The 20,014-nt window shown below is 66.7% G+C and carries 14 protein-coding genes; 8 read left to right on the top strand and 6 right to left on the bottom strand.

The window, feature by feature from the left end:
* Positions 1-178: 178 nt before the first annotated feature.
* Positions 179-2,233, bottom strand: coding sequence for a glycoside hydrolase family 97 protein (locus LZ605_RS10480; protein WP_249844764.1), 2,055 nt, complete (start codon positions 2,231-2,233; stop codon positions 179-181).
* Positions 2,234-2,470: 237 nt separating this feature from the next.
* Here LZ605_RS10480 and LZ605_RS10475 point away from each other — a divergent pair, with 237 nt between their 5' ends.
* From LZ605_RS10475 to LZ605_RS10445, 7 genes are all read left to right on the top strand, one after another.
* The gene (locus LZ605_RS10475; protein ID WP_249844763.1) at positions 2,471-4,663 is read left to right on the top strand and encodes a Six-hairpin glycosidase-like protein; all 2,193 of its coding nucleotides are present in this window, start codon (positions 2,471-2,473) and stop codon (positions 4,661-4,663) included.
* Positions 4,660-6,147, top strand: a complete 1,488-nt coding sequence (locus LZ605_RS10470) for an MFS transporter (RefSeq protein WP_249844762.1) — start codon at positions 4,660-4,662, stop codon at positions 6,145-6,147. Before LZ605_RS10475 ends, LZ605_RS10470 begins: the two co-directional genes overlap by 4 nt.
* Entirely contained in the window at positions 6,147-7,862 is a 1,716-nt protein-coding gene (locus tag LZ605_RS10465) for an alpha-amylase family glycosyl hydrolase (RefSeq protein ID WP_249844761.1), read from the top strand. Before LZ605_RS10470 ends, LZ605_RS10465 begins: the two co-directional genes overlap by 1 nt.
* Positions 7,863-8,008: 146 nt before the next feature.
* Positions 8,009-8,395, top strand: coding sequence for an SseB family protein (locus tag LZ605_RS10460; RefSeq protein WP_249844760.1), 387 nt, complete (start codon positions 8,009-8,011; stop codon positions 8,393-8,395).
* Between the two features lie 95 nt (positions 8,396-8,490).
* Positions 8,491-10,002, top strand: a complete 1,512-nt coding sequence (locus LZ605_RS10455; protein WP_249844759.1) for an amidohydrolase family protein — start codon at positions 8,491-8,493, stop codon at positions 10,000-10,002.
* 45 nt (positions 10,003-10,047) lie between these two features.
* A complete protein-coding gene (locus LZ605_RS10450) occupies positions 10,048-10,512 on the top strand; it encodes a GNAT family N-acetyltransferase (protein WP_249844758.1) in 465 nt (154 codons plus the stop codon).
* A complete protein-coding gene (locus LZ605_RS10445; RefSeq protein WP_249844757.1) occupies positions 10,509-10,799 on the top strand; it encodes a hypothetical protein in 291 nt (96 codons plus the stop codon). Before LZ605_RS10450 ends, LZ605_RS10445 begins: the two co-directional genes overlap by 4 nt.
* A gap of 126 nt (positions 10,800-10,925) precedes the next feature.
* Here LZ605_RS10445 and LZ605_RS10440 read toward each other — a convergent pair whose 3' ends face one another.
* The 5 genes from LZ605_RS10440 to LZ605_RS10420 all read right to left on the bottom strand — a co-directional run bounded on the left by LZ605_RS10440 (position 10,926) and on the right by LZ605_RS10420 (position 17,612).
* Positions 10,926-11,234, bottom strand: a complete 309-nt coding sequence (locus LZ605_RS10440) for a hypothetical protein (protein WP_249844756.1) — start codon at positions 11,232-11,234, stop codon at positions 10,926-10,928.
* Between the two features lie 40 nt (positions 11,235-11,274).
* Positions 11,275-14,859 (bottom strand): M1 family aminopeptidase, encoded by a 3,585-nt coding sequence (locus LZ605_RS10435; protein WP_249844755.1) that lies wholly within the window; start codon positions 14,857-14,859, stop codon positions 11,275-11,277.
* 12 nt (positions 14,860-14,871) lie between these two features.
* Entirely contained in the window at positions 14,872-15,774 is a 903-nt protein-coding gene (locus LZ605_RS10430; RefSeq protein ID WP_249844754.1) for an ABC transporter ATP-binding protein, read from the bottom strand.
* Between the two features lie 143 nt (positions 15,775-15,917).
* On the bottom strand, positions 15,918-16,376 hold the full coding sequence (locus tag LZ605_RS10425) for a GNAT family N-acetyltransferase (protein ID WP_249844753.1): 459 nt from the start codon (positions 16,374-16,376) through the stop codon (positions 15,918-15,920).
* A 207-nt stretch (positions 16,377-16,583) separates the two neighbouring features.
* Entirely contained in the window at positions 16,584-17,612 is a 1,029-nt protein-coding gene (locus LZ605_RS10420) for a LacI family DNA-binding transcriptional regulator (RefSeq protein ID WP_249844752.1), read from the bottom strand.
* A 257-nt stretch (positions 17,613-17,869) separates the two neighbouring features.
* Between LZ605_RS10420 and LZ605_RS10415 the strand changes: the two genes are divergently transcribed.
* Positions 17,870-20,008 carry a type I secretion system permease/ATPase gene (locus tag LZ605_RS10415; RefSeq protein ID WP_249844751.1) on the top strand — a complete coding sequence of 713 codons (2,139 nt, stop codon included), beginning with the start codon at positions 17,870-17,872 and terminating at the stop codon, positions 20,006-20,008.
* The last annotated feature ends 6 nt before the right edge of the window (positions 20,009-20,014 follow it).

Here is a 20,014-nt window from a genome sequence, read left to right as displayed (position 1 = left end):
GTGCCCGGAGACGTGCGACGCGGTGGCCGCTGTCGTCGCCGCTATGGTAGGCAGCGCATTCTTCGCGGGAATCACCCTGCATACGTATTCAATGGCGTTTGCAGGGGTGTAATCGCTTTCAGATCCCCGCCGCGCTGGCGCCGGGGCATGCCCGGCGAACGTCGCGCGGGGGCGTTCATCATTTCAGTGGCGTGAAGCGGATGGCCTGCCCACCGCCCGGCGCCAGCACCAGCGTCAGTGCATCGGCGCTGGTCACCTCGCGGGTTTCGCGGGCGAACGCGAACGGGTTGCTGCGGAAGTCGGCACCGTCACCATCGCGGTAGATCTCGGCGCGGTAGCGCACCCCGGGTTCCAGGAAGCCCAGCGACACCGGCAGCACGCGGCCGTGCTCGTCGGTGATGCTGCCCAGGAACCAGTCACGGCTGTTGCGATCGCGGCGCACGATGGTCACGTAGTCACCCACTTCGCCCTCGAGCACGCGGCTCTGCTCCCAGTCCACCGCCACGTCCTCGATGAAGCGGAACGCCTCGCGATGCTGCAGGTAGTGTTCGGGCAGATCGGCGGCCATCTGGATCGGGCTGTACAGCACCACGTACAGCGCCAGTTGCCGCGCCAGCGTGCTGGGAATGGCCTGGCCGTGGCGGCCCTTCAGGCTGAGGATGCCGGGGGTGTAATCCATCGGCCCGGCCAGCATGCGGGTGAAGACCAGGTTAACCTCGTGCTCCGGCGGGTTCGGCGGCTGGCCCCAGGCGTTGTACTCCATGCCGCGCGCGCCTTCGCGCGAGATCCAGTTGGGATAGGTGCGGCGCAGCCCGGTGTCCTTGATCGGCTCATGCGGGTTCACCGACAGGTGCCGGCGCGCGGCTTCCTGCACCACCTTCAGATGGTGGCGGGCCATGAACTGCCCGTCGTGCCACTCGCGCCACAGCGGGCCCCCCGTGGGATTGCGGCGGTCGACCTGGCCGTCGTCGCAGACGTAGCCGGTCTTGAACTGGTCCACGCCCAGCCGTGCGTACAGGTCCAGCGCGGCGCCCAGCTGGTCCTCGTAGTGCTCGATGGCGCATCCGGTTTCATGGTGGCCGATCAGATGTACACCCTTTTTCAGGCCATACGCCGACAGCGCTTCAATGTCGAAATCGGGCGTGGCACGGGTGAAATCGAAGTCGTAACCATTGCCGACCCACATGCCGTCCCAGCCGGGGTTCCAGCCTTCCACCAGCACGCCACGGAAGCCGTGGGCAGCGGCGAAATCGATCACCTTTTTGGTCTTGACGGTGGTGGCTGCGTGCTGCGGCCCGGTCGCCCAGCTCTCGTTGTCCAGATGCATCGACCACCACACGCCCAGGTATTTGGCCGGTTTCACCCAGCTCACATCGCCCAGCGCATTGGGTTCGTTGAGGTTGAGGATCAGGTCCGATTCGACCAGGCCGCCGGCGCGGTCGGCAATCTGCAGCGTGCGCCACGGCGTGGCAAAGGGCAGGCTGCGGCGCACCTTCCATCCTTCGGCCGCAGGCGAGAGCTGCGCACGCAGGCGCTGGCCCTCGGTGCGGCGCAGCCACATGCCGGCGTAGTCCACCAGCGCGGCCTCGTGGATCGCCACGTGCAGGCCGTCACGGCTGCGCAGGGTCATCGGCGTATGCACCAGCGGCACTTCGCGCAGCGGGGTACGCTGGTACAGGTACTCGTAATGGATCGGCTCGCCGGCGGGAATCCACCAGGCGGTCGATTCCGGCGCGATGGCGAACTCGGTCAGCTCGTCATCGATGATCGCTTCGCGCAGGTTCGGCTGCTCGGGGAACACATAGCGGAAGCCGAGGCCATCGTCGTAGACGCGGAACACCACATCCAGCCGCCGCTTGCTGCCCGTGGTCTCGGCCAGCTGCACGGTCAGCTCGTTGAAGTGGTTGCGGGTGACCCGGCGCTCGCCCCAGGGCTGTTCCCAACGGTCATCGACGCTGCGTTGCTGCTGGCCGATCACCGCGAAATCACGATCCAGTCGGCCGTCGCGCAGGGTGAAGCCCAGCTTCGAATCCTCCACCACGGTCTCGCCGAAACGTTCGACGCGGTAGCGCGCGGTGCCGCCGTCCAGCACCAGGCTGGCCTTGAGCACCTTGCCCGGCGATTCGACGCTGACAACCTGCGGCGCGGCCTGCGACAGCGCCGCCATTCCCAGCAGCGCCAGGCCCAGCACATGCGCGAACAGCGCGCGTACAGCAGTGGGTGACATCGGCATTTCCCCTCCCAAGGCGCCGTTGGCAGACCCGGACCATAAGCCAGCGCGGCAGGCTCGCTACCGCGTGGCGCCATGAATACGTATGCAGCTGGACGCAGCCGACAGCCCCGCGTCTACCATGGGCCCAAGGCACCTTGAGGGAGGGGCCGCGCCCGCCCCTCGGCAACGATGGGGCGGACCTACAACGCGTGCAGAGAGGGAGGGAGGCCGACGGGCGCAAGCCGGTCCGCCGCTTCGATGCTGAAGATCATTTGCCTGACCGCTGCCCTGGGGGCAGCGCTGGGATCGACCGCGCAGGCGGCCGACCTGCAATTCGACGGCCGCCACGCGCGCGCCGAAGCCGCAGCCAACGGCAGCTTCGTGCTGCATGCGCCGACGGGCGAGGTGCGCATTGCGCCGATGCCGATGCGCAGCCAGACCGGCAGCGTGATGTTCGATGCGCTGTTCGCGCTGGCCCAGCAGGACATGGACCAGGACCGCGTGGATGCGATTCGTGACCCGGCCTTCGACGAAGGCAGGCCGGTGCCCTGCGACTGCTTCCAGACCGGCGCACGCTGGCCTTACGTGTGGACCCGCGATGTCAGTTTTGCCGCCGATCTGGCGCTGGCGAAACTGGACCCGCAGCGCACGCGGCAGTCCTTGCAGTTCAAGCTGTCGGCGGCCCGCGACGGGCACACGCCCGGCCTGTTCGTGGCGCAGGACACCGGTTCCGGTGGCAGCTGGCCGATCAGCAGCGACCGCGTGGTGTGGTTCCTGGCCGCGCGCCATCTGCTGGATGATGCGGCCTTTGCCGACCAGGTCTGGCAGGCGTTGCAGGGCACGCTGGCGCAGGACCGTGCGATGGTGTTCGACGCGCAGATGGGCCTGTACCGTGGCGAGACCTCGTTCCTGGACTGGCGCGAGCAGACCTACCCGGACTGGACCCGCGAGAATGTGCGTTTCATCGGCGATTCCTACGCGCTGTCCACCAACGTGCTGCACTACCAGGCCCTGCGCCTGGGCCAGCAGATGGCCGCGCAGCTGGGCGATGAGCGCGCCGTGCAGTTCAAGGCCTGGGCCGACGCACTGGCGGTGCAGATCGATGCACGCTTCTGGCGGGAGGACATGGGCCAGTACATGAGCTACATCGGCGAGGCCGCCCACCCGGTGCCTTATGCCAAGGTCGATCTGCTGGGCCTTTCGCTGGGCATCCTGGCCGACGTGCTGCCGGCCGGGCGCGCGCGCCGTGCGCTGGCCGCTTACCCGATGGGGCCGGCCGGCAGTCCGGTGGTCTGGCCGCAGGAAGGGCAGCAGCCGATCTATCACAACCGCGCCATCTGGCCGTTCGTCAGTGCCTATTCGCTGCGCGCGGCGCGCCAGCTGGATGATGCCCCGCGCATTGCCGCCGAGATCCGTTCGCTGATGCGTGGCGCCGCACTGGCCGGTTCCAACATGGAAAACTACGAGCTGGTCAGCCAGGCCGTGCACGTGGATGAAGGCGCGCTGAGCGGGCCGGTGGTCAATTCCGAGCGCCAGCTGTGGTCGGTGGCCGGCTATCTGGCCATGGTCACCGAAGGCGTGTTCGGCGTGCAGGACGATGGCCGCGTGCAGCCCAAGCTGCCGGCCGCGCTGGTGCCCGAACTGTTCGGCAAGCAGCGCCGCATCACGCTGGACGCCAACGGCAAGCGCTATGTGCTGGAGCGGCCGAAGCAGGTGGGTGATGGCCTGCTGGTGGCCGGCAAGGTGAAGACGCGCGGCACCACCACCACGGTGCAGCTTGTGACCGCGCCTTCGCGCGCGTTGCCCGCCAGCACCGCCGATGCCAACGCGCGCGCGCCGGCAACCCCGGCCGCACCGCAGGCGCGGCGCAGCGGCAAGGGCTGGACCGTGCCGGTGGCCGAAGGGCAGGTGCTGTGGCAGGACGGCCGCGCGGTGACGGCGATCAGCAAGGGCGTGGCACGCCTGGGCGATGACGGCCTGCAGCACTGCCTGAGCCTGACCCGCCGCGAGGGCGCGCTGGAATCGCTGCACAGCCCGACGCTGTGCGTGGGCCCGCAGCAGGTGCTGCGCGGTGCACGCCAGTGGCAGTTCACTGCCGCCAAGGCCGGGCCGGTGCGGCTGCGGCTGCAGTACAACAACCCCAGCGGCCCGATCAACACCGGGGTGACTGCCGCGGTGAAGCAGCTGGCGGTGCAGTGCGGCAGCCAACCCGCGCAGCGCCTGACCGTGACGCTGCCGCACAGCGTGGCCGTGCAGGATTCCACCGCCGCAACCTTCAGCGTGCCCAAGGGGCGTTGCACGGTGAAGCTGGAAGAGGGCTTCAACATGAGCGCGCTGCAGCACTTCGCGCACTACACCGGCGGCAAGGGCGGGCGCGATGGCGTGCTCAACCAGGCCCAGGTGCAGGCGCTGAAGGTGGCGCCGGTGGTGGCGGACGAGGGCGCACGATGAATCGTCCCGCCAAGCCACAGCTGTCGTTCTGGCAGATCTGGAACATGTGCTTCGGCTTCCTCGGCATCCAGTTCGGTTTTGCCCTGCAGAACGCCAATGCCAGCCGCATCTTCGAAACCCTGGGGGCCGACATGGAGGCGGTGCCGGGGCTGTGGATCGCCGCACCGCTGACCGGTCTGCTGGTGCAGCCGGTGATCGGTTACCTGTCCGACCGCACCTGGACGCGCTGGGGACGGCGCCGGCCGTTCTTCATGATCGGCGCGGTGCTGACCACGCTTGCCCTGCTGGTGATGCCCAATTCGCCGACGCTGTGGATTGCCGCCGGCACGCTGTGGGTGCTCGATGCTTCCATCAACGTGTCGATGGAACCGTTCCGCGCGTTCGTGGGCGACCAGCTGGCACCGCGGCAGCGGCCCACCGGCTATGCCATGCAGAGCTTCTTCATCGGTGTGGGCGCGATCGTGGCCAGCTTCCTGCCGTTCATCCTGGCCCACTTCGGGGTGGCCAACACGGCCGCCGCCGGCGAAGTGCCCGATACCGTGCGCTATGCGTTCTACTTCGGTGCGGTGGTGCTGCTGGCGGCGATCACCTGGACGGTGGTCAGCACGCGTGAGTATTCGCCCACCGAGCTGGCCGGCTTCGAGGATGCCGAGCCGCCGGCCCACCACGCTGCCGCCGCGGTGAACGGTCCGGCGCCGTGGTCGCAGGTGGCGCTGTGGCTGGGCGTGGGCCTGCTGCTGGCGGTGCTGATCGCATGGCGTCAGGGCGACAGGATGCTGTACGTGCTGGCCGGCCTGTGCGCGGGTTACGGCCTGCTGCTGGCGGTGGCCCGCTCATTGCCGGGCACGCACATGCTGGCGGCGATCGTCGACGATCTGCGGGCGATGCCCACCACCATGCGGCGCCTGGCCTGGGTGCAGTTCTTCTCGTGGTTCGCCTTGTTTGCCATGTGGATCTACACCACCGCTGCGGTGGCCGGCACCCACTTCGGCTCCACCGATCCGCAGTCGGCCGCCTACAACGAAGGTGCCAATTGGGTGGGCGTGCTGTTTGGTGCGTACAACGGCTTTGCCGCGCTGGCCGCGCTGGTCATCCCGTTGATGGTGCGTGCCGTGGGCCTGCGCTGGAGCCACCTGGTGAACCTGTGGCTGGGCGGCGCCGGCCTGATCTCGCTGATGTTCATCCGCGATCCGCACTGGCTGCTGCTGTCGATGGTGGGCGTGGGTTTTGCCTGGGCGTCGATCCTCTCGCTGCCGTATGCACTGCTGTCCGATAGCGTGCCGGCCAGGAAGATGGGCGTGTACATGGGCATCTTCAATTTCTTCATTGTGATCCCGCAGTTGGTCGCGGCCAGTGCGCTCGGCTTTGCCCTGCGCGCCTGGCTGGGTGGCCAGCCGATGCACGTGCTGGTGCTGGGCGGCTGCAGCCTGCTGCTGGCCGGTGTGTGCGTGCTGCGGGTTCCGTCGCGTTCGGAGGTGGTGTGATGCGTGCTGTGTTGCCAGTTGCTGTCTGTGTAGCCCTGTTTTCCGGCCAGGCCATGGCCGCGCCGCGCCCGGTGTATGTCGGCACCACCGAACCGTTCGCCAGCGATGCGGTGTACTTCGTGGTGACCGATCGCTTCGTCAATGGCGATCCGTCCAACGACCACCGTGACCAGGGCGGAAAGCACCGGACCTTCGATATTCCGGTGCCGTGCCCGGACAAGGTGGATGGCAACATCGGCTACCTGGGCGGCGACTTCCGCGGCGTACTGGACAACGCGCAGTACATCCGCAACCTGGGCTTCGGTGCGGTGTGGATCACCCCCATCGTCGACAACCCCGACGAAGCCTTCACCGGCAGCAAGGCGATCAGCTGCACCAGCACGCTGACCGACCGCGGCAAGACCGGCTACCACGGTTACTGGGGCATCAACTTCTACAAGCTCGATGAGCACCTGCCGAGCAAGGATCTGGATTTCGCCGGGCTGAACAAGGGCCTGCACGATGCCGGCCTGAAGGTGGTGCTGGACATCGTTGGCAACCACGGCTCACCGGCGTGGACCATGCCGAAGCGGCAGCCACAGTTCGGCCAGATCTTCGACAAGGATGGAAAGCTGATTGCCGACCACCAGAACCTGCCGCCGCAGAAGCTGGACCCGAAGCACAACCCACTGCATGCGTTCTACAACACCATCGGCCCGGTCGACAGCAAGAACGGCTCGATCTTCGATGGCAACCTGGCCGAGCTGTCCGACTTCAACCAGAACAATCCGGCGGTGATGGACTATCTGGTCGGCGCCTACCTGCAATGGACCGCGCAGGGCGTGGACGCACTGCGTATCGACACCATCGGCTGGCTGCCGCACCCGTGGTGGCATGAATTCGTCAGCCGCATCCGCGCCGAGCATCCGGGCATGTTCATGTTCGGCGAAGCGTTCGACTACGATGCCGCGCGCATCGCCGAGCACACCTGGCCAGCCAACGCCAACGTGAGCGTGCTCGATTTCCCCTTGCGTGGTGCGCTGGAACAGACCTTCGGCACCGCCGGCAAGGGCTTTGAAGCGCTGGCCGAGCCGCTGCACCTGAGCGGCGGGCCGTATGCCAACCCGTACGAGCTGATGAGCTTCTACGACAACCATGACATGCCGCGCCTGCAGGCCAGCGACAACGGCTTCATCGACGCGCACAACTGGCTGTTCACCGCACGCGGCATTCCGGTGGTCTATTACGGTTCGGAAACCGGCTTCATGCGTGGCCGCGCCGAACATGCCGGCAACCGCGCCTACTTCGGCCAGCCGCGTGTGGATGCGGCCCCGCAGAGCCCGATCTTCGTGCCGCTGCAGCGCATCGCCAAGCTGCGTGAGGCGACGCCGGCGCTGCAGCGCGGCCTGCAGGTGAACGAACGGCTGCAGGGCGATGAGGCAGTGTTCTTCCGCGTGCTGCAGCAGAACGACGTGACTCAGACCGCGCTGGTGCTGCTGAACAAGGGCGATGCGGCGCGCACCTTCGAGGTGGAGCGCTACCTGCAGGCCGGCACCTGGCGCGACGCGCTGGACGGTGGTTCGCAGACGGTGGACGGCACCCTGAAGGCTGAAGTGCCCGCGCACGGGGTGAAGGTCTACGTGCTGGATGCGCCGGTGCAGCAGCCGGCATTGCAGACCGAACTGGACAAGGCGATGGCCGACCAGCGGGCCCGCGACACGCGGTTGGGGCGCTGAGGGCGCCGCCGGGCCTGGCCCGGCGCTAGCGCCCGGGTGGCTGGTGCAACCGCTCTGGTAAGTGCCAACCTTGGTTGGCACGCTCTTTGGGCAGTCGAGCAAGCTCGACTCTACAATAGGGAACCCTCGCAGCCCGCCGTACCGCCATGACCGAACTCGCCCCGCAGACCCCGATTGAAACCCTGCTGAAGGCGGCGATGGACGGGGCCGTGCCGATCCGCGCCTTCATGGAAGCCTTCGTTGCCTCGGAGGTCGTGCTGTTGACCGGCAGCCTGGTCACCCCCGACGGCAGCGGCTTCGACCCGCTGCTGTTCGACAAGCAGGGCACCTTGCACGTGGCCGTGTTCACCGATCCGTCGCGCGTGGGCATCTACAGCCAACAGGCACCGCACCAGATCCGCTGGCTGATGCTGGACGTGCTGCGCCGCGTACCGGGTGGCTACGGCGTGGTGATCAACCCGGGTACCCCGCTGGGCTTCGAGATCTCGCCTGCGGGTATCGGCGAGATCCTGAAGGACTTCGCGCAGGGCTGAATGTCCCATCGGACGGTTTCGTCCGTGGCATGCACTTGCGGGGATCGGGGTGTTTGCTAGAGTCCGCGCACCGACAGGACGCAAGGAGCAGCGCCATGACAGCAGCGCAGGAAAGGCCCGCACGTGTCGTCGATCTGCACACCCATCTGTTCAACGCGCGGCATCTGCCGCTGGAAAGCATCATCGCCGGCGCGATGGGCGCGTGGTCGAGCCCCTTGGCCCGACCCTTGGCGAAGCTGCTGTATTTCCTGACCGACACAGGCGGCGAGCAGGCGGAGTTCTCCCGTCTTCAACAGCTGCATCCGCAGCGTCTTCATGGTCATGGCGGGCACGAGCAGATCGACTACATCGCGTCGATCAGCAACGTGGCCAGCCATGAGCTTCTGGCAGGCACTGCGGCAGCGCCGCTCGATGCTGACGGTCTGGCGGCGCTGGCGGTCGACTCACCGGAAGCACAGGCCATACGAGGCTCCGAGCTGATGGCGATTCTCCGCGAGCTGGATCAGGCCATTCCTGCGACCGGTGGGCCCGAGCCAGGCGCCTGGCCGCCCGTCGATTCCCTCGTGCAGGAAATGATGGCGCCGGCCGGTCTGGTCGATTGGGCACGCCGCACCGTGAAGCGCGCGCTGGAACGCTTCATGGCAATGGTGGTGCGTGATCCGACCAGTACGATCGGCAACTACGCCGAGTTCTTCTTCACCCTGCTGGGTTCGGAGGAAACGATTTTCCGTCGCCTGCAGGCGGCGTACGGCAGTTCCCTGCCGCCCATGGAGTACGCCCATCTGATGATGGACATGGAGCTGGCGTACCCGGGCGGGCCATTGGCCAACTATCACTTGCCGCAGCGCACCCGGAACATGCTGGAACTGCAGGCCAGGTTTCCTGCGCTGCATGGCTTCTTCGCATTTGATCCGCGTCGCGATGATGCGAAGGCGGGTGGCTGGCGACAGCTGCTCACATCTGCGCTTGAGGCGGGATTTGTAGGCTTCAAGTTCTATCCGGCGATGGGATACAGACCCGCCGGTGATGCGGTCCATGCCCGCCGGATCGACGAGTTCTACGATTTCTGCCTGGAGCACGATGCGCCGATCTTCGCGCATTGCACCCCGGTGGGGTTCCAGACCCCGCGCAAGGAAGGTGCGTTCGCGAACCCGGAGTATTGGGCCGAGGTTCTGGGCAGTCGCAAGGAACTGCGGTTGTGCCTGGGTCATGCAGGTGGGCAGCGTGCCCCCAGCGAGCAGCCGGTTTCGGCGGGCTGGGACGCCGAAGAGGTCGAGTGGAAGAAGGGCAACTACGCCTGGCAGGTGGTCGACCTGTGCGTCCGATACCCCAATGTCTACTGCGAGATCGGGCATCTGGAAGGTCTGCTTGATGGAGATATCGCTGCCTTCGAACGGAACCTCAGACGCGCCCGGCATACGCAGGCCGAGTACGGATTCATGAGCAAGATCGCCTATGGTTCAGACTGGCACATGCAGGCGATGGTCAACTCGGCCCGTCCCTACCTGGATCTTTTCCTGCAGCTGTTTGAAAAGGAGGAGTGGCGGGACTACAGGGAAGGCTTCTTCTGGCGCAACGCCTATGCCTACCTGCGGCTGCCGCGATAAGGTGGTTGCACACCGCAGTGATCCGCACTGAAGCAGAGGTCATGGATGGAGTTCAACGTACTTACCGGCGATGCGCCGGAACGGCAGCAGCTGGCGCAGTGGTACCACGCGCAATGGGGCCAGGAGGCCGGCCTGACACTGGAACAGGAACTGCAGCGGCTCAACCGGGCGCAGGATGCGGACGGTTTCCCGCACCTCATCGCGGCCTTCGATGGCGGGCAGGTAGTCGGCGCCGTGCAGTTGAAGCGGCGTGAGATGACGGCCTTTCCGCAGTACGAGCATTGGCTGGGAAGCGTGTTCGTTGCCGACAGCCATCGTGGTCGCGGCCTGGCCGGCCAGCTGGTCGAGCGGGCCGCCGAGCAGGCCGTGCGGATGGGCGTTGCCGACCTGTACCTGCAGACCGAAGCGGCGGACGGCGGGTTGTACGCGCGCTTGGGCTGGACGCCGCTGCATCAGGCCGACAACCAGGACCACCGCGTGCTGGTGATGGTGCGCAGGCTCGCCGCATGAGCGCCGCAACGGCCCGGCATTCCCGATCTGCACTGTTGTTCCTGCTCGGCGCCATCGTCGCCGCGCTGGCATCCATGCCGCTGCTGCGCGCGCTGGGCCTGGTGCAGTGGCCGGTGCTGGTCATCGCCTGGCTGATCAACCTGGGCGCAGCCTGGCATCTGGGGCAATGGGCGCGCCAGCAGGGGCGTCCGGGCTGGGCGTTCGGGGTAGCGGCGGCGCTCGGAACGGTCGCTTCCATCGTGGTGTACGTGCTGTTGGCGTTGCTGGGGCCGAAGGCCGCGCGCTGAGTCCGCGCGGCACGTCCGGCCCATGTGCCGAGCATGGCTCGGCACTACAGTGGAGCCGAGCCATGCTCGGCTGCACCCAGCGCAACGTTCGAAATTCCGCAGCTGCATGCCCCGCGCAACCGGGTGTCATGCAAGCGTCTGCGGGTAGTAGAGCAGAGCCGAGCCCGCTTCCAGGGCTTCTTCGTAGAAGACGGCAAAGCCACGGTAGGCGTCGCTGTTGAGTGCATCAACCTGCATGCGGCCACAACGCAGATCCTGTATTTCATCGAACCCGAAGCGGGTGCATTCGGCCAGCGCGAGGTCGAATGCATCGCGTTCGTCCTCCTGCAGCAGGAACAGCATGGCCCTGTGGCGTGCACCGATGCTGGGCGCGTCCCACTCGAACGCGCCGTTGCCGGTGTAGCGGCCGCTGAAGCCATAGATCATCACGACCATGCTGTTTGCCGAGCATGGCCCGGCACTGCCGTACCGGGGCTCACATCGTCACCTTGCGCCGGTTGTCGTCGCTCACCCGGTCGATCAGCTTGTTGTACGGGTCGAAGCCCGCCTCATCCGGCTTTTCATCCACGGTCACCGTGATCTTCGGTTCCGTCGTGGTGATGTGATGGCGCTGCAGGTACAGCACCTTCTGGTCGCGCTCCTTGCCGGAAGGGCCGTTGGCGAACACGCCGATCTCGACCCAGTCGTCCATCGTGCCAGTGCTCTCCTGGCCCTTGCCGTCGGCATATTGCTTGGCCGCGTGCAGGTCCAGGGTCACGTCGTAGCGGCCGTCATCGCGTTTGCGTGCACTGGCGGCCATCACCCGGTTGTCGTAGAAGCTGATCTTCTCGAACAGGTCGGTAACCAGCTGCTGGCGGTCGGCCGGGGTCTCGGCGCGGATGTAGGCCAGCAGTTCGCGCGAGGTGGTGTAGGGCGGTTGCTGGTAGCCCTTGTCCTGCAGGAAGCGTTTCAACGCGCGGTTCAGGGCCTGCTCGCCGATCTCCTCGCGCAGCCGGTAGAACACCAGCGAACCCTTCTGGTAGTGGATGTACTGCTGGTTCTCCACCCGCTCCAGTGGCTGCTCCTCGATGGCCTCGCCACCACGTCCGGACAGGTAGCCATCCAGCTCGCGCTTGAGGAACTGGCGCATGTGCTGGCGGCCGTACTCCTGCTCCATCACCATCAGCGCCGAGTACTGCGACAGCGACTCGGACAGCACCGTGGCGCCCTGCACGTTGGCACCGATCACCTGGTGCGCCCACCACTGGTGCGCGATCTCGTGCGCGGTCACGTAGAACACGTAGTCCACCTTGTTCGGGTCACGCAGGTCGGCGATGAAGCCGATCGCTTCGGAATACGGGATGGTGTTGGCGAACGACTGCGCGAAACGCGCATAGCCCGGGAACTCGATGATGCGCACCTGGCGATGCTGGTACGGGGTGAAGTTCGCTTCGTAGTAGGCCAGCGACTTCTGCACCGCCTCGATCATCCGGTCCACGTTGTAACCATGTGCCGGGTCGAAGTAGACCTCGATCGGAATGTCCTTGTACGTGCCCTTGCGCACCTCCCAACGCGCCGACAGGTAGGCGTAGAAGTTCAGCATCGGCCGGTCCATGGCGTAGCTGAAGCAACGCCGGCCGTTCACCGTGGTCTGGTGGCGCAGGTAGCCCGGGGCCAGCGCGACCTGGTCGGGCGCAGTGCAGACGGTGGTGCGGAAATCGAGCCAGTCGGCATCGTTGGAAATGTAGGTGTTGGCGCGTGCCGCTTCGTCTTCCAGCTTGGGCATGCGCCGCGGTTCGCCGAGATCACGCTTGCGCCGCTCGTTGCGGTCGGTGATCTCCGCGCCCTCGTTGTAGCCGAACGACGGCAGCACGCGGCTGTTGAAGAACGTGCCGTTGTCCACGAGGTTGCTCGGCGCCTGACCGGCGGTGAGGCCGTTGGGCTTCTGCGCCACCCGGAAATGGACACTACGGCTTTCGCCTGGCTGCAGTGGCGTGTCCAGCCGGTAGATGCGGTAGCCCAGATCCTTGTCATGGAAGGTCAGCTTCTGTCCGCCAAGGTCGGCCGCCAGCAGCTGCTTGTCGTCGCCCATCGTGACATGCAGGTCCTGGATCGGCTGCACGTGCAGGTTGCGGATCGTCCAGTTCGCATCGATCACCATCGACTGCGATTCCGGGAACAGGTCCACGCGGTTATCCACCGCCACGATGCGCGGCTGCGGCAGGTTGCGGTACTTGGACAGCTCACGCTCGTAGCGGGCCTGCAGGTCCAGCTGCTGGTCGGGCGAGAGGAACTCGTTGCGGATGTTGGTGCTCCAGTACAGCCAGCCGCCCACGCCGACGAACGCCAGTGCGGCCACGGCGGCGAGAACGCCGGTCGGGCCGCGCAGGCGGCGGCCGGCCAGGGCCAGGCGCTGGCGCAGACCCTGGCTGACACCGCGTACCCAGAAGGCCGAGGCCAGGCACATCAACGCGAGCAGGAACAACGCCCAGTAGCCCTGGAAGGCCAGCTGTCCGGCCAGGAAGTGGCCGTAGCCATTCATGTCCGAATAGGGGGCGATCGGCCAGCTGCCGAAGTTGTAGATGTTCTGCGTGTAGTCCAGCAGGCCCAGCACGCCCTGGCCGATCATCACCACGATCAGCAAGGCGTAGCCAATGAACTTGTTGTTGGTCAGCACCTGCAGCACCAGCGCCAGGCCCCCCATCAGCACGTACACCACCGAGTCCAGCGCCAGGCTGCGCAGGTACAGCAGCGGCTCCAGATGGGTGTAGCCCTTGGCCAGCTGTACGCCCATCGCGGCCAGCGCTCCGGCCGCCTGGAAGCAGACGATCACCGCCAGCAGCGCGGTGAACTTGGCCAGCAGCGGAACCCAGTTCGGCACCGGCATGGCATCGGTGACTTCATTGATGCGTGCACTGCGCTCCTTCCAGACCAGCTCGCCGGCGAAGAACAGCACGATGATCACCAGCAGCCAGCTGAAGGCGCCCTGCAGGGCCATGATCATCTGCGAGGTGACCGGCCAGATCGAGGTGCCGTACAGCGTCTGCCGGAACAGCGCGCTGGGCAGGAAGTTGGCCAGGCCCAGCACCAGCAGCACGATGAACGGCACGCTGCGCAGCACGCCGCGCGTGTCGAAGCGGACCTGGCGCAGGAACTGCTGCCACGCCGTGCTGGCCGTGAATGCCGGCACCACGCGCGGAAGCGTCGCACGCCGGGGACGGACGGCACTGGCATCGGCCACCGGCAACGCGTGCCTGCGGCCCCAGCGGCGGCGCCCGCTGCCGCTGCGTTCGGTACGGAACAACGCGAAGGTGGCGGCGAACAGCACCGCGGTCACGCCCAGCCACAGCGCACGGTTGGCCAGCAGGTAGCCGGTCAGCGCGGGAATACCACTGTTGCGCTCGGCGGTGGACCAGTAGCGGATGGTGCGGCCCAGCGCACGCATGCCCAGCGGCTCGCTCAGCACCGCGATCCAGGTGTTGTCGATGTCGCGCAGCAGCGCGGCGCTGGCACCGAACAGCACCAGATAGGCGACCAGGCCGATGTAGACCCACAGGATCGAGCGGGTCACCGCGGCCAGCAGCGACAACAGCGCGGTGCTGAACAGCAGGTTGGGAATGACGATGACCGTGAAGGTCCAGGCAAAGCCCTGCCAGCTGATCGGGCCCATGCGGTCGGGGTCGACCCAGGGCATGAACGGCGCCAGCCACAGGCCGAACGCGATCAGCACATAGACCAGCAGCCCGGCGGCCAGGGCTGCGCCAATGCGCCCGGCCAGGTAATCGCGGCGCTTCACCGGGCTGGCGAAAATCAGCTCGGCCGTGCCCAGTTCAAAATCACGCAGCAGCGCATTGCTGACAAACAATGCAGTGACCAGCATGCCGAGCAGGGTGAAGATGCCCAGCATCTGCGCGATCACCGTCGGCGCGTTGCTGTGCACGTTGCCGGTGCCACCACCGATCTGTACCGCGTCGCTGGAGGCCGCGGCGAAGGCAAGCAGGGCGAACAGTCCGGCCAGCAGCCACAGCAGCGGGGAACGCAGCTGCTCGCGCAGCTCGAAGCGGAAGAAGTTGAGGATCATGGTGTGCTCCGCTCAGGCTGCCGCGCGGGCACGGGCCTGCAGGCGCAGGCGCTGGAAGTACACGTCCTCAAGGTCGGGAGCCACGGCCGCGAAGCCATCGCCGGGGTCGTTGGTGCTGTGCACGTGGATCACCGGGCGGCCCCCCACCAGACGGGTCGACAGCACCACATAGCGCGCCTCGTGGTCGGCCAGCTCGGAAGGATCGACCTGCTTGCGCCAGACCTGCTGCTGCAGCGCGTCGATGGCATCGGCCGGGCGACCGGTCAGCAGCACCTGGCCCTTGTTCATGATCGCCATGGTCGGGCACAGGTCGGTCACGTCCTCGACGATGTGGGTGGACAGGATCACCGCGACGTTCTCGCCGATGGCCGCCAGCAGGTTGAGGAAGCGGTTGCGCTCCTCCGGGTCGAGACCGGCGGTGGGTTCATCGACGATCACAAGACGCGGGTCGCCGAGCAGCGCCTGGGCGATGCCGAAGCGCTGGCGCATGCCGCCGGAGAAGGTGCCCAGCTTGCGCTTGCGCGCATCCCACAGGTTCACCTGCTGCAGCAGGCCGTCGACCACTTCGCGGCGCTGCGCGCGCTGGGTCAGGCCCTTGAGCACCGCGAAATGCTCCAGCAGGTCCAGCGCACTGACCTTCGGGTACACGCCGAAATCCTGCGGCAGGTAGCCGAGCCGGCGCCGCACCGCATCCTTGTCGCGCAACACGTCGATCGGTGCTTCACCGGGGATGCTGAGCACGGCCGAGCCGCTGTCGGCCTCCTGCAGGGTGGACAACGTGCGCATCAACGAGGATTTGCCGGCGCCGTTCGGCCCCAGCAGGCCGAACATCCCGCGCGGGATGTCCAGGCTGACGTTGTTGAGGGCGTGCACGCCGTTGGCGTACGTCTTGGACAGCGAATCGATCTTCAGCATGCGACGTACACCTTTCCATGGGCGTGTCTGCGCGTTATCCGCGCATTGGCGCCGGTGCGCATCCGCCGTTGGTCATGGGGGGAGAATCCTGCGGTTGCGCGTTGGGGAGCGGCGGCGGTGAGGCCGCCGCCCCGATCGACGCCTCAGTCGGCCGTCACGTGCCTTCGCCAGCACAGCAGTGCACCGTCTTCGGCGTCGCTGCGTTGACCGACCACGGTAAAGCCATTGCGACGCAGCACCGCCTGCGAAGCGACGTTGCCCACCGCCGTTTCAGCGCTCAGGCAACGTACGCGCGCATCGTGCCGGGCCCAGTCCACCAGCTCGGCCAGGGCCCGGCCGGCAAGACCACGGCCCTGGTGTGCCGGCGCGATGCCATAGCCGATATCGAGCACGCCCTGCTCGGGTGCGCGGGTAATCGAGAACAGGCCGACCGGCATGCCGTCCTCGGTCACCAGCCAGGCGGCGGGCGCGAACACCGGTTCGATATGCCCGGCCAGATCGGCCAGCATCGTCAGCACGGCAGGCGGGGCGATGGCATGCTCCTCGGAACACGGGGACAACAGCAGCTCGCGCAGATCCTGCGCGGAAGTGGGAACCAGCATGGAAACCTCGACAGGTTGAGTGGCCCAAGGCGGGCATGACCGGTACGAGGACGGGCGTGGGCGTCAGTCTCGACGCAGCGTGCCCTTCGCCGCCGTTACCGGTGCGGTATGGGTGTGCTGGCGGAGGACAAAGGCCTTCTCCCGAAGAGGGCGTGCGATGCCGGGCCGGGCCTGGCGGTTGGGCGCAGCATAGCCGAAGCCGTGGCCTCAGCGCTGCGAGGATTCGCGCACCACCAGCTTCACCGGGATGCTCTGGCTGTCCACCGGCTGCCGGCCGATCAGCGCCAGCAGGCGTTCGACCAGCAGCTGGCCGGCCTGTTTGGTGTCCTGCTGCACCGTGGTCAAGGCCGGTGACACCGAGGCTGCCAGCGGGATGTCGTCGAAACCGGTCACTGCCACGTCCTGCGGCACGCGCAGGCCGGCCTCGCGCAGGGCGCGGATCGCGCCGATCGCGATCAGGTCGCTGGCCGCGCAGATCGCATCGATGGGTTCGCCGCGGGCCAGCAGCAGCTGGCAGGCTTCCTGGCCGGAGGCCTCGGTGGTGATGGCATCGTGCTGCAGCGCCGGTTCGGCGGCCAGACCGTGTTCCTGCAAAGCCGCCACATGGCCGCGGTAACGCTCCTGGAACTCCGGGTAGTGGCTGGAGGCATGGCCGAGGAAGGCGATGCGGCGGCAGCCCTGCTGCAGCAGGTGGGCGGTGATGTCATGCCCGCCCTGGAAATTGTCGCTGCCGATCGACACGCCGGGCTGGCCGGGCAGGGCGGCGCCCCAGCGCACGAAATGCGTGCCCTGTTCAACCAGCCGCTGCAGGCGGTCGCGCGATTGGTGGTAGTCGCCGTAGCCGAGCAGGATGATGCCGTCGGCCTTGTTGCTGTCCTCGTAATCGGCCTGCCAGTCGGTGGACAGCTGCTGGAACGAGACCAGCAGGTCCTGCCCGTGCAGGGCGCAGGCACGGGTGATCGAGCCGAGCATCGAATGGAAGAACGGGTTGATCAGCGAGTCGTCGTTGGTCGGGTCTTCGAAGAACAGCAGGGCCAGGGTGCCGGCATTGCGCAGGCGCAGGCTGGAGGCGTTCTTGTCGACCTTGTAGTTCAGCTCGCGGGCGATGCGCAGGATGCGCTCGCGGGTCTCGGCGTTGACCATCGGGCTGCCACGCAGGGCCCGCGACACGGTGGGCTGGGAGACCCCGGCCAGGTGGGCGATGTCCAGGGAGGTGGCTTTGCCTTTGATCGTCATGAGAACGGCTTGGGAACGTGCAGCCATCATGATGCCATGATGCCGGTCGCCCGCCGTCGGCGTGGTCCCGTCTGAATGAACAGAAGGCGTGTTCAAAAATGTGATGAATTTGTCACTTTGATCTGATTTGCACAAAAGCTCGTTCAGCAGGTGGACAGCTGACATGGCCCGGGCCTAGAGTCCGCGCACCAGGGGACAACAAGGCAGTTGACGTGGGCAGCAACGGATCAGGGATCGATCTGCAGGAGTCGCCGTGCGTGGATGATGGGGGCGCACTTGCCTGTTTTGTCGCCTTGCTGGGATTCCTTGATCGGCCGGCCGATCCTGACCAGCTCCGGCACCAGCTGGGCCATCCCGAAGGACGCATCGCCACCCAGGAGCTGTTGCGCCTGGCCAAGCGCATGGACGTCAAGGCGCGCGTGGTGCAGGCACGGGTTACCGCCCTGCGCGACCATCCTCTGCCGGCCATCGCCTGTCTGGCCGACGGGCGCTACACCCTGGTGCTCAAGGCCGATGCGGAAAACGTGCTGTGCTTTGACGCCTCGGCCGAGGGGCGTCCGGTCACGCTGACCCTGGGCGAATTCTCGCAGGACTTCGACGGCCGCCTGCTGCTGATGACCACGCGCGAAAGCGTGGCCGGTGCCGCCCGGCGCTTCGACGTCGGCTGGTTCATTCCGGCGCTGGTGAAGTACCGCCGCCTGCTGCGTGATGTGCTGGTGGCTTCGTTCTTCCTGCAGCTGATGGCGCTGATCACGCCGCTGTTCTTCCAGGTGGTGATCGACAAAGTGCTGGTGCACAAAGGCATCACCACGCTGGAGGTACTGGCGTTGGGCCTGCTGGTGGTTTCGGTGTTCGAAGTGGTGATGGGCGGGCTGCGGACCTACCTGTTCTCGCACACCACCAGCCGTGTCGATGCCGAACTGGGCTCGAAGCTGTTCTCGCACCTGACCCATCTTCCGCTGGCCTACTTCCAGGCGCGGCGGGTGGGTGATTCGGTGGCGCGCGTACGCGAGTTGGAGACCATCCGTGAGTTTCTCACCTCGTCGGCGCAGACCGTGGTGCTGGACCTGTTCTTCGCCATCGTGTTCCTGGCGGTGATGTGGTTGTACAGCCCGACGCTGCTGCTGATCGTGCTGATCACCCTGCCGCTGTATGCCGTGGTGGTGATGCTGGTGGGCCCGATGCTGCGCCGCCGGCTGGATGAGAAATTCGTGCGCGGTGCCGAGAACCAGTCGTTCCTGGTCGAGGCGGTGACCGGCGTGGAGACGATCAAGGCGCTGGCGGTTGAGCCGCAGGCGCAGAACCGCTGGGACAAGCAGCTGGCAGGCTACATCCAGGCCAGCTTCCGCGCCGGCATGCTGGCCAACTGGGGCTCGCAGGCGATACAGCTGATCCACAAACTGGCCACGGTGGCGCTGCTGTTCTTCGGCGCGCGGTTGGTGATCGACGGCAAGCTGACCGTCGGTGAGCTGGTGGCGTTCAACATGCTTGCCGGCCAGGTGGCCGGGCCGGTGCTGCGCCTGGCGCAGCTGGCCCAGGACTTCCAGCAGGCGCGCATCGCGGTGGAGCGGCTGGGGGACATCCTCAATTCCCCTACCGAACCGGCCAGCTCGCCATCACGGGCCAGCCTTCCGGATGTCGAAGGCCGCATCGCGCTGGAACATGTGTCGTTCCGCTACCGGCCCGAAGGGCAGGAAGTGCTGTCCGGGGTCAATCTGGATATCGCCCCGGGCGAGATCCTTGGCGTGGTCGGGCCCTCGGGATCGGGCAAGTCGACCCTGACCAAGCTGATCCAGCGCCTGCACACGCCCGAGCGGGGACGGGTGCTGGTCGATGGCGTGGACCTGTCGATGGTTGACCCGGCCTGGCTGCGTCGCCAGGTGGGAGTGGTGCTGCAGGAAAACCTGCTGTTCAACCGCAGCGTGCGCGAGAACATCGCGATGGCCGACCCGGCGATGCCGATGAGCCGCGTGGTGGAAGTGGCCAAGCTGGCCGGCGCGCACGATTTCATCCTGGAGCTGCCCGAGGCCTACGACACCCGCATTGACGAGCGTGGCGGCAATCTTTCCGGCGGCCAACGGCAGCGCCTGGCCATCGCGCGTGCGCTGGCGATCGATCCGAAGATCCTGATCTTCGACGAGGCCACCTCGGCGCTGGATGCCGAAAGCGAAGACGTCATCCAGGACAACCTCAAGCGCATGTCCGCCGGTCGCACCGTGATCATCATCGCGCACCGCTTGTCAGCCGTACGCCAGGCCAACCGCATCGTCACGCTCGAACGCGGCCGGATCACCGAGACCGGCACGCACGAGGATCTGCTGCGCGCCGGTGGCCGCTACTCACTGCTCTACACCAAACAGATGGGCCTGCCCGCCGTGGCCGTTCCCCTGAACTGACCCCCG

It is taken from the genome of Stenotrophomonas maltophilia, from assembly GCF_023518235.1.
GTDB lineage: Bacteria > Pseudomonadota > Gammaproteobacteria > Xanthomonadales > Xanthomonadaceae > Stenotrophomonas.
The sequence above is the reverse complement of the archived record's forward strand: the minus strand, read 5'-3'. Positions and strand labels throughout refer to the sequence as shown.